The sequence below is a fragment of the Paraburkholderia nodosa DSM 21604 genome (genome assembly GCF_000519185.1).
Classification (GTDB): Bacteria; Pseudomonadota; Gammaproteobacteria; order Burkholderiales; family Burkholderiaceae; genus Paraburkholderia; species Paraburkholderia nodosa.
This window is the reverse complement of record NZ_JAFA01000083.1, coordinates 1-13354: the sequence shown is the minus strand read 5'-3', so window position 1 is coordinate 13354 and position 13354 is coordinate 1. Positions and strand designations below refer to the sequence as shown.

The 13354-nt window shown below is 58.3% G+C and carries 14 protein-coding genes and 1 pseudogene; 4 read left to right on the top strand and 11 right to left on the bottom strand.

All coding sequences use genetic code 11. From position 1 onward, the window contains the following. From A3CW_RS51940 to A3CW_RS0143300, 6 genes are all read right to left on the bottom strand, one after another. Positions 1-220: transposase (locus tag A3CW_RS51940; protein ID WP_154678188.1), on the bottom strand; the 220-nt coding region annotated here is incomplete at its 3' end. A 367-nt stretch (positions 221-587) separates the two neighbouring features. Next, positions 588-1892, bottom strand: coding sequence for a hypothetical protein (locus A3CW_RS0143320; protein ID WP_028209057.1), 1305 nt, complete (start codon positions 1890-1892; stop codon positions 588-590). 195 nt (positions 1893-2087) lie between these two features. Beyond that, positions 2088-2435 carry a hypothetical protein gene (locus tag A3CW_RS0143315; protein ID WP_028209056.1) on the bottom strand — a complete coding sequence of 116 codons (348 nt, stop codon included), beginning with the start codon at positions 2433-2435 and terminating at the stop codon, positions 2088-2090. 145 nt (positions 2436-2580) lie between these two features. Further along, positions 2581-2769, bottom strand: a complete 189-nt coding sequence (locus tag A3CW_RS0143310; RefSeq protein WP_028209055.1) for a hypothetical protein — start codon at positions 2767-2769, stop codon at positions 2581-2583. Beyond that, positions 2766-3623, bottom strand: a complete 858-nt coding sequence (locus tag A3CW_RS0143305) for a hypothetical protein (RefSeq protein ID WP_245623889.1) — start codon at positions 3621-3623, stop codon at positions 2766-2768. Before A3CW_RS0143305 ends, A3CW_RS0143310 begins: the two co-directional genes overlap by 4 nt. Positions 3624-3735: 112 nt before the next feature. Beyond that, on the bottom strand, positions 3736-5001 hold the full coding sequence (locus A3CW_RS0143300) for a hypothetical protein (RefSeq protein ID WP_028209053.1): 1266 nt from the start codon (positions 4999-5001) through the stop codon (positions 3736-3738). Between the two features lie 524 nt (positions 5002-5525). Between A3CW_RS0143300 and A3CW_RS0143285 the strand changes: the two genes are divergently transcribed. Further along, complete coding sequence (locus A3CW_RS0143285) at positions 5526-6068, top strand: site-specific integrase (RefSeq protein ID WP_081772096.1); 543 nt, start codon at positions 5526-5528, stop codon at positions 6066-6068. A 507-nt stretch (positions 6069-6575) separates the two neighbouring features. On the opposite strand, the gene A3CW_RS0143280 is transcribed toward A3CW_RS0143285, so the two are convergent. Next, on the bottom strand, positions 6576-7622 hold the full coding sequence (locus tag A3CW_RS0143280; protein ID WP_028209050.1) for a hypothetical protein: 1047 nt from the start codon (positions 7620-7622) through the stop codon (positions 6576-6578). A 500-nt stretch (positions 7623-8122) separates the two neighbouring features. On the opposite strand from A3CW_RS0143280, the gene A3CW_RS53715 reads away from it, so the two are divergent. Both A3CW_RS53715 and A3CW_RS50530 read left to right on the top strand, forming a co-directional pair. After that, the gene (locus A3CW_RS53715) at positions 8123-8665 is read left to right on the top strand and encodes a hypothetical protein (RefSeq protein ID WP_211254142.1); all 543 of its coding nucleotides are present in this window, start codon (positions 8123-8125) and stop codon (positions 8663-8665) included. Positions 8666-8667: 2 nt separating this feature from the next. Continuing rightward, on the top strand, positions 8668-9684 hold the full coding sequence (locus A3CW_RS50530) for an adenylate/guanylate cyclase domain-containing protein (protein WP_051482095.1): 1017 nt from the start codon (positions 8668-8670) through the stop codon (positions 9682-9684). Between the two features lie 93 nt (positions 9685-9777). Here the strand turns inward: A3CW_RS50530 and A3CW_RS51930 are convergent, their stop codons facing one another. The 3 genes from A3CW_RS51930 to A3CW_RS0143260 form a co-directional block, all read right to left on the bottom strand. Continuing rightward, positions 9778-10554 (bottom strand): cytidine deaminase, encoded by a 777-nt coding sequence (locus A3CW_RS51930; RefSeq protein WP_211254141.1) that lies wholly within the window; start codon positions 10552-10554, stop codon positions 9778-9780. Positions 10555-10684: 130 nt separating this feature from the next. Then, the gene (locus A3CW_RS52930; RefSeq protein WP_211254140.1) at positions 10685-10939 is read right to left on the bottom strand and encodes a hypothetical protein; all 255 of its coding nucleotides are present in this window, start codon (positions 10937-10939) and stop codon (positions 10685-10687) included. Positions 10940-11004: 65 nt separating this feature from the next. After that, positions 11005-11304, bottom strand: coding sequence for an H-NS histone family protein (locus A3CW_RS0143260; RefSeq protein ID WP_028209049.1), 300 nt, complete (start codon positions 11302-11304; stop codon positions 11005-11007). A 399-nt stretch (positions 11305-11703) separates the two neighbouring features. Between A3CW_RS0143260 and A3CW_RS0143255 the strand changes: the two genes are divergently transcribed. Then, positions 11704-12861 (top strand): serine hydrolase domain-containing protein, encoded by a 1158-nt coding sequence (locus tag A3CW_RS0143255; RefSeq protein ID WP_081772094.1) that lies wholly within the window; start codon positions 11704-11706, stop codon positions 12859-12861. Positions 12862-13087: 226 nt separating this feature from the next. Here the strand turns inward: A3CW_RS0143255 and A3CW_RS51925 are convergent. Continuing rightward, positions 13088-13354 (bottom strand): annotated as a pseudogene (locus A3CW_RS51925) (IS3-like element ISAzo10 family transposase); the annotation flags it as partial.

The following is a 13354-nucleotide window of genomic DNA, read 5'->3' as shown; positions in this document are numbered from 1 at the left end:
CGGCCTCATCCATTGCGGCGGTCGCCAGCACCGCCTCGAACCGGGCCGTCGCTGTCCAGGCCCGCTCGCGAGCGGGCCTGGACAGCGCATCCGCGCGCCAGCGTTCGAGTGTTGACGTCGAAATACTCAGCTCGTTGGCAACCGCTTCCACCGAGGCACTCTCGGGCGGCAACAACCGCGCTACAGCTTTGTCTTTAAATGCTTGTCCGTATCTGGCCACTTCATCTTTCCGTTATCGCCCCACAGTTTCAGATTCTAACGAGGCGACATCCATTCTGACTCCGGGGGGGGGTGGCGCGGCCTGACATTGGTGAAGCGATTGTCCAGTGCGAGAAGGGCCAGGCACAACTGCTCTCGATGGAGCTGGTTCGTGTCGAGATAGCTCTTGAGCCTCTCATCAGTTAGATAGGACATGGCGTGCTTTGGCGGGCGTGAAGGTCCGCCGTGATTGGGAGAGAGCGCGTCGGATCAACCCGGTACTCCGCCCCCCGAAATGGTCAATGGTTCGCGACCGCCAGTGATAGCATCCCGACGGCCGCGCCACACACAGTGCTGCCGCCGGCGCACATCGCGCCGGACCAGGCCGATCAGCTGAGCGGATTCAGCATTTCGGCTGCCACTTCCTGCGCGTCAACGTGCTTGATAAAGAAGTAGAAAGTCGAATCGACGACTTGTAAGACGCGCTTTTGCGTGTCGTAATCGATGATCGGTGGCGAAATCGATTTGACAGCTTGCAGATTGGCCAGTCCGCCGAGAAGGTTCGTCATGTCAGACGATCGAACGTCGTCACCCCGATGGTGGATGGCCTTGATGCCTTCATGCAGGACGGTTCGATGCATACCATCAGCAATGCCATCGAACCCATTCTGAAGGATCACCTGGACCAGATAGTAGGGCAAGAATAGTGGCGGCAAATCGCCCTTGGCTCCGCCTGTCGTATGCCCAGCCGAGATGGCCTCGAGCGCCCTCTGATGACGCGCAGCATAGTCGTGCGTTTTGACTTCGATAGCGCGCTGCAAAAGATCGACGTTGTCGATCTTGCGTTTCATCCGTTGCCATTCGAGCACCCTAGCTTCAATACAGATGCCCTTCAGCAGTTCCTGAAACACACCAATACTGGAGAACGATGCGTTGATTGCGCCGTTGACCAATGCACTGTGAATCTCGATGTTCAGCTCGCGCGTGCCCTTTTCGGCAACGCGCCGGAAATCGGCTTCGACCCATGGCTCAACCGGAACTTCGATCACCCGATCGAGCAAGTCACCGTTGAACTGCGCCATGCGATTCTTCTCGCGCCAGACGCCGAGGATCACGAACCGCACGCCCAATTCTTGAAAGGCGCGCAAGTCAAATGCGAATGCCCGCTGTATCTCGTCGTTGAGATAGTGAAAGTTCTCGAGTATGACCCACTTCTTGCAGTTGACCCGATCGAGAAGATTGGCCACCGTCTGCGGGAGTTCCAGGTTGACCGGAATCTCCTCGTATTTGATTTCCTGCCCTGAGCCCGCTTTGAAATCGCCCTTGGTTTCAGCCTCAGCCGAGCCGAACAGCGGTATCAACGCCTTGAACTTTGCGCTTACGCCCACGCTCGCATCGGTGGATCGCTTGTCGGTCGTCCCGCTGATCAAGCGCACCCCCGCGGCGGATAGCATCTGCTGATAGACGTCGATGAGTTGTGTCTTGGGAGTCAAGCTCACTGGCAGATGATCGGCGTACGGCAAGTGTTTCGATACCAGGGCGGTTTTGCCCTGCTTCGAAGATCCGTACACGACGACTTGCTTACCCGACTTCAGCGCCTCACGAAACCGTGTATCGATGTCTTCCCGTTCGACGTAGGAACGAATCGGCTTGGACGTGACGCCGAAAACGTCCTCCAGTTTGTACACTGCCATGGGGTTACGCGCGAAATGAAAAATCAACTTTCTACCTGATAGGAACGCACAGCGCAAGGTGACCTGCCCGCTCCGTACGGTGACGCGTGCCGACGTGTCGCCCGCCAACTAACCGATGTAGTGCGGCGCGGGGAGCTGCTTGAAAGAGAACCGTGCGCCGGTTACCCGAAGGGCAGGCTCGCAATTCGGCGCAGACTACCCCTCGAAAAGCCCCTTCTGCCTTACGTCCCGCACCGGCGGCAGCGATGCCCTCGCGCGCCGGGTGCCGCGGCGGCGCGCGAGCCGACGCACGTGGGCGACGAGCTCCGCCCTCACCTCACCAACCATCAGCACCAGCGCGTACAGCCGCACACCGTCCGGCCCGCGTTCCGGTCGCGCGCGAAACGACACCCGCAGGGCGAGGCGGCGGGCCCGGTCGAGCAACTGGGCGCGGCTCATCCCGGGCCAGCAAGCAGCGATGAACTGCATGACGGGCGGCGGCAGGGTTTCGGGTGCGCAGCCGGCGGGCAGTGCCAGGGCAACAAGTTCGAGACGGTCGGCCATGTGCGGCGAAGGTAGTCCGTGCCTCCCGATCCTGACGTAAAACCGGGCTCGCCGCAACGGCGTGGCCAACGTAGCAAGCCAATGCGGTACCGACGCCAGAAAGGGGTTCCAAAAGAAAAACGGGCCCTGCCGGCCCGTTTTCTTATCAGCGGTCAAGCCGCCATTCCGGCAACTCCGGAAATGCGGTTCGCGTCGATGTTTTTGCGCGCTTACGCAACTGCGCCTTCATCTCGGCGGTGACCACGACCTTCTTCTTGCCGGAGCGCGCAAGCCGCACCACGACAGTTGGCGCGCTCGACGCCTCCGCCCGGGGCTTCTTCAGGGTTTCGCTCATATCAGCTCCTTTTCACGCAGATAGTCTAGCAGCTTTGTCCAGGCCGGGCTGTGCGCTGCGAGGTCGAATTCCATCCACCGCTGCGCGCCGTTGTCGCGCCACCACGGCTCATCGATCGCTAGCAGGTCCTGGACCGAGACGCAGCGTGCAAACTCCGGGCGCGCGCCGGTTTCCTCGGGCTCCAGCGGCGCATCGAAGCCAAGCTTCGGCCAGAAAAAGTATCCGATCATGTCCGGCGCGTGCCCGCGGCCACCGCCTGCGATGAGTGAGATGTGCGTGAGGCCGAGACGGTGGGCCATCATCGCGCATAGGGCAAAGGCGACAGTGCCGAGATAGTCGGGGGCCTGACGTCGCAGGAACAGGTGATCGACGTGGACCGCGCGCGCTGGCTCTGTCAGCAGTTCGTCAGCCCGCCCGACCGGCAGCGCGTTGTCATCGGGTAGCACTGGATCGACGTCATCGCCGATATACAGCGACGCCCCGTCGCCCTCCTCCATGTAGATGCCGATCCGGTTCTTGTGCCCCTCGTGGATCACTTCTCGGTTGACAACCGTGAAATAGGTGCCGGGCGGCGCATCGTCACGGCCGAAATCGTGCTGTTGCTGCTCGCTGACGCGGGACCCATCAAACACCATCAGGAGATGCGCGGCTTCGCGGCTCGTCATGACGATATCGTCGAGCTGGAAGGTGGAGTTCTCGTCCAGTTCATGGCCTTGAAACCGGAAAACACCGTTCAGGCAGAGCGCAGCGGGCGGCGAAGCGCACAGCGCTTCATAGGCTGCGCGCAGCGTCTGCTCGAAAAAAGCGGTTGTGGGCAGGGGCATCGAAGAAGCAGAGGATCGGAACACTGCCATTCTATCCCCGCCCCCTGCCTGTCAAGGAAGCGGCATGCCCTCGGCGAGGCGAGGCGCGGTCGGTCACTCGGCCTAGCTCGTCGAGAACACGCCGGGCAGCGAGAGCAGGATTCTAGCGGCGGCGCCGGGCGCGAAAAAGAGCCCGGTGCCACCACGCCGCGCGGCCGTGCGACGCGTCCCACACCCACCCGCCACGCCCGCACGCGCAATGCACGGCATGCAGAACCTCGCGCCGCCGTTGCGCAGCCTCGCGCGCTTCCCGTTCAATCTGCTCCGCGATCGCGCGCGCGGGCTTGCGCATCTTGCGACGCATCCGCTTGTGGTTACGGCGGACCCGTTGCGGCGCAATCCGCCCCTTCGCCTCCCTGACCGGGACTAAGCAGAAAATCATCAGGCCGATCATCAGCAGCATGACGGCAGTCATCACATTCGCGAGAACGTTCAGCGGCCCGGGAGTGAGCCAGGCGTAATAGCTCCCGACAACGACGATCGCCAGCGCGACGGCGGAGGCGCTCAGGAAGGCCTTGGAGATGAAAATCGCAACCACTTTGCCCGTCGCCACCACGTGGCGCGAGCGCCGCGCCGCGCCAACGGCGCCACTGAGCACGTATGCCCCCCACTGCGGCACGACGACGATCACCAGGATCCCGAGCAGCACCGCGCAATCCTCCGGTACGGCAAGAAAATATTCAACGCCCCAGACAATGGCGCGCGCGATCGGGTTTCGGGGCACCCCGTCGAACCCGAACATCCCTAGGTATGCCGCCGCGCCGAGCACGATGAGGCTCGCCATCAGTACGAGGCAATACAGGTACCACATTGTGTAAATATTCTCCGGCTCGCTCTTCGCCTTCTCGTTGAGCGAATAGGCCATCAAGCCCACCAGGCCGACCGTGAGCAGGAACATCGCAAGATAGGGATGCGCGCGACCGAAGCGGCTGCCCGGCGTGCTTTTGGTCAGCGCGACCGAACGGCACCCACTGACCAGCTCGTACTGCCCGGGGCCATTCCTGAAAGGATGGAACACCAGCGCCTGGCGTTCCAGCACCCGGCGGTCCGGGACGTCCGGCCCAAACGTGACGGTCGTGAAACCCCGGTCGGCATTCATGCGCGCCTGCTGCCCGGGCGGGGCTGCCTCGCCCGACAACGTCACATGCGTGGCCTTGCCCTCGAACACCACATCGACCGTGAGGCGGCCGGCGTCACCGGTGTAATGGCCATCGAGCTGCGGCCAGAACATCCCCCACACGACCAGCACCAGAAAGCCGATCAGCAGCGCAGCACCGCCCGTGACCTTCGCGCGGCGCAACCAGCGGGAACGGCCTGACGGTGCAGCAGCCTGCATAACGGGTGGCTTCTTGTCGTTTGCGATGCTCATTGCCCCACCTCCATTGCCCGGGCACGGCCCGATTGGAAGGCGGCGAAACCCATCGCAGCGCAGAGGCGCGGCGGGCGGGCGCGCACGACGCGCAAACCGGCAAACCGGCGAACGGGGCGGCCCCCGGCGAAATGGTCGACAGCAGACGGCATGATGTGGCTCCTTTTGTCAGATTTTTGTTGTTATCGGCACCAGTGCCGTTATTCGAAGAGCAATCTGAAAATATTTATTTGGCAGGGCGCCGCGCCCCCCGGCATCCCGATCGCGGTCGGGGCCGGGGCCACGGCAAGGTGCGCCGCCCCGCGCGGCACCCGGCTTTCGCCGGTTGGGAAGCGGTCCGCGCGCTTTTCTAAAAGTTTGCGAACATCGTCAAGTCTGATAACTGGTATTGAACTAACCCGCTGACGCGGGAGGAGGTGGTCAGCCAGCGACATCGGCTCCGGGATCATCCGCGGGACCCATCCGTTCGAGTGCGACGATGGCAGTGCATTTTGCTGCTGTGACCACCCAGAGCGGAGTCCACCATGACACCCCTACGTCGACGCATGATCGAGGATATGCGCGTGCGCAACCTCGCAGCCAATACCCAGCGCCTTTACGTGTCCTACGTCAGTGCGTTCGCCCGTCATTTCGGACGCTCGCCCGAGTTGCTCGGGCCTGAGGAGATCCGCGCCCGGCAATTGCATCTGGTTGATGCCCAGCGCTCGCGCAGCACGCTTGTGCTCGCCACCGCCGCACTGCGCTTTCTCTACACCGTCACGCTCAACCGAGGGTATGTTCATGCCGCTATTCCCCTATACCTAGTATCCTACCTTTCAGATTTTCGAATTCTTATCGTGAGCCCCGGCAGCAGTCACAACGTCAACGACGAAAAACCAGTACAAACAGCCGAGCACGAAAAGCGGTGCACCGACAACGGATATGTGCCCTATGAGAATCGCAAACGCCGTAATGCTCGGGACAATTCCAAGACCGAGCGCGGCACCGCGGTATGCGCTCGACTTACGCTGTTGAATCACGGTAACCGTGCGGTCAAGAAGAAGATGCGCACCGAGTGCAGGGAGTGAAAGCGACAGCAGACAGATCACCAGCCTCCCCCCGCCGATTGCCACGGAGTTTGTGATCGACGCAATGAGAGTTGCAGCAACGAAGGCAGTCTAGGCACCGATCATTTTCGAACTAACCGCATGCAGTTCAGCAGGTGCCTGCGCCCGAACACGCTGCCGTACTTCCTCCAGATTGCGAGGCGCGGATGCCGCCTTAGAGTCGGTCTCGTCTATCATCGTTTTCCGGTGGCGGCTGGGCCGGCGAAATTCCTACGCGTTGAAGCGCAACGCTCGCGCCGCATCTCGAATCCGCTTCGCTACGTCGCGCGGCGTGTCGGATACGGCAGACCAGTCGTCTAGGTTGGCCCTATACCCGGTGCGGGTTTCGCAGGTTTGGCACCACACCCACCAATTGCCCCACCAATACGAGACGGCGGACACCCAGCGACGAACGTCACCCGGTCCGGTCTGATGGATTTTATCCAGCCGGCTATCAGGCAACCGTGCGGTGCCCTACACCACGGCTACTCAATCACGCGGTTGAGCAGCGTTTCCTTCAATCGCTGCTCGAGTTTCTTCCCGAATATGGTTGTATGCCCACTCATATCCGCACAGAAAATCTATCAGCCACAGCATATCCTTGATGCAGACCAGGATTTCTTCTATCGAGTCAGTTGTGACTGTAAACTTCCCCGCATGTGCCAGATCGTTACGTATCTTGACTGCACTCCTAAGTTTGTCTTCCACAAAGGCCGGTAGAAGGGTTGCGCCTTTGGGAAGCGCGCACTTCGCCGGTAGCGACGGAAACATCTCCTTGATGATCGCCACAATCGGTGGCGATGGTGCCTTCTCCGCTAGCCAGCGAGCATCGGGGACTAACCTCCCAATGCAATGCTTTACGCCGATCTCAAGGCTGGCCACACCGATAACCATAGAACTTCGAGGGTTTGCCAGTCGTTGCTGCCAAGCTTCGCGGAACATCTCGTGATGTAGCGGGGCGGCCCAGTCCGACTCGATCAACTGATCTATATCCGCTTTCTCGGCTTGACCGAATGACCTGTCGGTCTTGATATGCTCCAGATGAATACTCACACCACGCGGCGCGAAGTTCCAAAGCTCCCCGTCGCGTGACCAATACATTTCTCGGGAAGCGAGCGGGCTGTGCGGGCCGTACGCGTCCGTCCTCCAGCGCACAAGATGCGCGACCCGATGAACCGCTCTCGACAAGAGTTTGCTAGCTCGTTTGATAAAGTCCTCAAAATTTCGCGGTAGAGCTTTGGGGAGGTAAACCATTTCGCCCCGAAGATCCTTATACGCCACGCGGTAGCTTTCAGGCGTTCCTCGTAGCTTCCCGTTTTCGATGTCATCGAACACAGCCAAAGTTGCTTTGTTCGGCGTCAACTCCGCATACGCCTCGCACATCGTTACGTCATCCTTGAACCCTTGCTTTAGCTCTTCCTCACTTGGACGACGCAATACGACACGGACGACTGCATCCTCGTTAACAAAGTGTTCAATTGGAATAGAAGATTGAAGGCGAAGCTGTTGTATCGTGTAAATGGTCTTGAAATACATCACTTCTCCCTTGCCGTTTCGCCACGGTTCCGAACGCACCAGTTTCTATCGCGCAGCGGAGTATCACCGGTGACCGCCCCCCCGCACAAGTACCGCGCTCTCCTGGCCACTCGGCGGCCATCTGATATGGCCACGCGCCGCTTACCATCCCGAAGGCGGGAGAGTGAGTAATGCGCGCTGCGTAGCGCAGAAATTGGAGGCCACGGACGCGGTGCGCGGAGGACGCAGCGATCGCAGCGACGCCGGGACATGCGAACGACTAAATTCGTCTGGTCACGCGCGCTGCATGCACTTCGCTCGCTAGGTGGGCTTCATGCGCTCTGCCGCCGGATTGCGCGGAATGACTTCATGATAGGTGTCGGCTTTCATCGCCTCAGACATGGCCGAAGCGTAAGCGGAAAGGGGCCCCTCACCTACGGTCACTTCGTGTACCTAGCCACCGCATCAACATGTTGTGGATTGCGCTTATAATGTATCCACATTTTGTGGAGTCTGCGGCCATGGACGACCCGGAGCGATTGAAGGTGTATCAGGGCATGGCGGAAGTGTCCCGCAAATGGGTTACGACCCTCGACGCGAAAGCGGGGTTTATTGCGGCCATCAACGCAGCCCTGCTCGGCTTCATCTGGACGACCACAAAACTGCCTACCGCCGCAGCCTCCACCCCGTGGCCACACCGGCTCGGCTTCTTTGCAACCGGCCTTTCGCTGATCTCACTGTGCCTTGCTATGGCAGTTTTGGTGCCGCGCATCCGGCTCAGCTCAGATCCCCCAAAGCGCAAGCCAAACTCAAAGCCGCCCGTAAGAGCCGTGACGTTCTACGGCTTCGTCGCGTCCAAATACCCGGCAAGCCAAGGCGCGCAATTCGCGGAAGACGTGTTGCAGATGCCGGATAGTGATCTCGCACGAGAAGCGCTTGAGCAGCACCACGCGATCTGCCACGTGGCGCACACAAAGAACTGCAACGTTTCCTGGGCCGGTTTTTTCTGGTTTGCTGCAATGGTGACGACCATTCTCGGTATCGCCAGCAGCGTAGCGGGGTAGCGATGGAATCGAACTGGCGCAAATATTCAAGCAACGACAGCGATACGCGGATTCGGGGCATCCTGGATTTGCCCGCGGGAAACTATCAAGAAGTTGAAGCGATCCCCGCGCGGAACCGGCTGACGTTCGACAACGGCTTCTACGTGAAGTGCGCTGCAGTCTTTATTGACATTCGCGGCAGCTCGTCACTGCCCGATAAGCATACACGCCCGGTGCTCGGAAAGATCTATCGAACATATATTTCGGAGTGCAGCGCTGTTCTGAACAGCTACCCGTGCTGCAAGGAAATATATGTCGCCGGCGACTGCGTAAGCGGCATCTTCGATACGTCGGCCGGTAGTGGCGTGCAACAAGCATTTAACGCAGCCTGCGCGCTCAACGCACTGGCCCAGCATTTAAATTATCGCTTCGAGCAGAAGGGGTACGTGCCGATCCGATGTGGGGTAGGGGTCGCGTACGGGCGTGCGCTGATGATCAAGTCAGGATTCAACGGCGCCGGCATAAACGAGGTCGTCTGGATGGGCGACGTGGTCAACGAAGCCTCGAACCTTTGCCATCAGGGAAACCGGGACAGCAGCTATCCTATTCAGGTGTCGTCTGAGGTTTATCAAAAACTCGGCTCAAGCGACCGATCCCTGCTGCAATGCGTCTTCGCAGCGGACTGCAGTGTCGATCACTATCAGGGCAATCTCGTAAACATTGAGATGGACCAGTGGCTGAATGAGCAACTCAGTCGCGACAGAAGGCCGGCCATGATCCCGAACGCGTTGCTGAACTTGCCAACGCTATCGCAATTCCCGCAGTTCGGCCTAGGTTCTCTGCTCCCCCCACCCCCACCTATTAAGCAGATGACCGAGGCACCGCTTCTTATTCCCAGCTTGCTGGGCGATTTATCTAACGGCGGAACCTCCCCTTTGAGCCTCGCCGACCTGCTTAAGCCCGAACCACCGTATCCCAATTCGCTGCTAGGCATCCACAACAATTCGACTTCGCTTGCTGACCTGCTAAGCAAAAAGTAGGTTCTTTGCTGATTTCCTGCAGATGAGCACCGCGTGCCCCGAAGCGAATGCTAGTCAAAAAAGGCGCGGTGCGCCCACATCGCCCTTTCTTGACTAGCTATTATTACGAACCTCCCATTGAAATAGGATATCGTTTTCAAATAGGTCGTTTAATTTGACCAAAACACTGAACGTGGCACCAGCCGGTTGGACTATCGCGATTGATCCTTTTTTCATTCTCGCGAAATGACTGGGAAATCGAAAGACGGATGGATCCGTAATATCGCCAAAATTTTTCGTGCCAGCAGCAACCGTCACAGCGCCATTCGAGCTTATGAGGTCTACGCAACCAAATGTGGGCTGCAACGTGCTCCACGAAATTGGAATGCTTCTGGAATCTGACTCGCTGAATTGCACGGTGATGTCAATTCCGCTGTGTACGACAGGGACCCGACGCTTTCCATTACCGAACACTCTGTGAACGTCGCCGAATTCGAAGGTTTCTTCTTCCACAGCGGATCGAAGTTTTCGGCTAAAAAAGCTTACACTGATATTATTCTCCAGAAGCTTTCTAAACCCTTGAGAATAAATCGTGCCATTGGGATCGAGTACCCCTATAACTACTTCAGAAACACCAGATGAAATGATCAGGTCCGCGCATGACTCGATACCCTGATCGTGATGCAGGTCAACACACGGCTCCAAAGTTGTGTAGACCGTCGAGCCACAACGCTGCTCACGAGTCAGCTTCTCAAGGGCAACCCGTTCCGCATGTATCTTGTTGCGTTCACCGCGGTAACCTGTTGAAAGGACCACTCCGTCTCTCGCGACCACGGCGCCGACGCGTGGATATTCCGAGCACTTCAGATGCTCCTCGATTGCGAGTTTCATTAGGTCGTTCTTCGAATACGTTTTATCCATATCTTGTTATTTGAACCCGAAACTGTTTCACGCACGGTTTATATTCAAAAAAATTCAAAGCCTGGGGCGCTTGGGAGTGGCATTGCCTCACGCGGCACGCTTACCCAGTCGCACCCGCTCCGTCCAGATGCCGGTCGTCGTCCCGTTCAAGGTTGCTGATATCGCGCGCAAGCACACGTCCGATATCGCGCACAAACTCTTCCATCATAGCGATACATTCCGGGCTACGCGGTGAGAAGTCTTCAGGATTGCGCTTGCCCTGAGCGCGTCTGATCACGCGGATGCTGGCTTCCAGTGCCCGAGCTTCAGCCCAGAGAGGATCGCTCCAGGGAAATTGCAGTGGCTCATGTGTCATGCAAGCATTTTCGGCAGCCGGCTCAAGAACTTGAGCGGGTTGGAATGTGTGGCGCCGGCTGGCATTCAGCGCGATATGAGAAATCGGTCGCGGTTCTTCGCGTTCTTTATCCAGTTTGGCGCTCGCCCCCTGCCTGACCAGGTTGCCCCCGTCTTCGGGTCACGGTATTTGGGTGGCAGGACACCCGTGATGGTCTTCGCGCGTGCACCTTGCCGGCGTCCGAAGATGTCCCGTTCCGTAAGCCCGTATTCGACAACCTTGACCCGAATATCCGCGAGCACCGCCTCAAACTCCGCCGCCCGCGCCGCCGCAGCCTGCTCCTCGAGCGCGGCCATTTGTGCCTTCAACTCCTTGAATGTCGCCACGATCCACTCCCCCCTTCCGGACCCGGTGATGGCGATCTTAGCGCGCTTCGCTTTGCAGCGATTGCTAGCTGACCCCGCAGCTTTGCATCCAGTTGATGCATTCCGGCAACCCCGCGATTCGGTGGAGCGGCCACCCTTCTGCGCCGGTGATCAACGCCCCCCTAGACAAGGCAGCGTCGGTCCAGTGCTGGAGCGACCGGTCATAGCTACCCGTTGCCGCCGGCCGCAACGAGAGGCACTCTCCTGCCGCCAACAGAGTATCCGGTCGTTTACGCCCGCATGACCTGGGACAGTCTCTAAGGAATCCGTGAAAGCCTGACATGTCATTTGGTAGTTTTGAGGACAGTTTCGACCTACCATGATGAGACCTGCCGGCAAAAGTCCCTATGAGGAGCAGTCATGCGGGCGTCTTTTCCGTTTATCTTTTGCGTCGTCGTTTTGTTGGCGATCAATGCTTCGACAGCACGAACGATTTTCGCCACACAAGACAACTCAGCGGCGCGAGCACCAACCGCAGATGATCGCGGTTCCAATCCAGCAGCCTCTGACGCGAGCCCGTCGAGCCAGGAAATATTAGAACGACGGCTTGGAGAAATCCGCTCAAAATACCATCTTGAAGAGGTCTGGATTCGGGTGGAAACCAGTCAGGGCGATTTTCTGGAGACGGAATTCGGGGGTGCCGGATCGTCGGACGGCGTAATGATCGGAAGCCTGACCAAACTCGTCACTGGAATCGCGATCGCTATCCTGATTCAGCAAGAAAAGTTGAGCCTCCAATCAAAACTTGGTGATCTATTGGACACGTATTTCAAAGATCGCGACAAAGAGCTGGATCCTTCCTTACGGGAAATCTCAATAGAGCGTCTACTATCACATACAGCCGGACTTCGAACGAACCACTCTTCAGACCCTGTAAACGGTATCGACAACTCACTTGTTTTTCGCAGGTTAGGCATCAACAGCACTCCCTTTGATTATTTGGTCGAGTCCGGCGGTGACAAGTCCACCGGGGAGAACGGCTTCGTTTATTCGAACCTTTCTTATCTGTTGCTCGGCCTTGTTGTGGAGGCTGTTTCCGGTGAGTCGTACGAAAAATTTTGTGATGAACAGATTTTCAAACCGGCAGGAATATCCGATGCGTCGATACCCAAACTTTACCAATCAATAGCGCCATTCGCGGGATGGAGATTGACCGTCGATCAGTTTGATAAAATTATCGGAATATTCGATATAAATAATCCGACCGTTCTTACGCGCGAGACACTCCGAGACACTCTCCTCGCAGATTTCGGGGCGAGTCTTGGACAGAAAAATAACGTCCACTATACGTTAGGCGTGTTCGTGAAGAAAAGCGCAGACGGAAAAAGCTATTTTTTATCGCATAACGGAATCGCTGATTTCTTTAGACATCAACGTACATATTACTCTTATATGGAGGCATCGTATCCGGGCGCGAGGTGGGTTTTCGCGACGTCGCCAGCTCCGAAGACCGGAGGCAAGCAAATCGCAGCCGAGGTCCGACAGGCCGTCGAATCTGCATTGAATCGTCAACAATAATCGGGCTACCATGCGCTCCCGCACCGCAAAAAGAATGCTTCTGCTAATCATATTGGTCGGTGGCGCCGTAATTCAGCCGGCCGATGGCGGAACACCTGTCGATGTTGATGCGATGCCAGACGTCAACGCAACGGCGCCTCAAACGGTATATGACGCTGTTTACAGCTACCTGGCCGATTTTGTTCTCCCGGAAGATCGGAGCGAGTCAAGGTGGTTGTCGCCTGATTCATGCAACCAATTGCGTTTTATCCCGAAGGTGGTCGCGAATGACAGCTTCGCGCTCGGGATTGAGTGTGACGGTGACGATCGGCGACCAGTCTCGTGTGTGACCTGACCAACGTGCCGGATTGCGTTCACGCGCCTGGAGGTATGTCTGATGACGCGCTTGCAGGATTGCCAGATCCTCACCGGCATGACGCTGCGCGGGTGTGACGTAGCGAATGCCGCTGTGGCGATGCTCGAAGTTGTACCAGTGCACGAAGTCGTGGCCCCA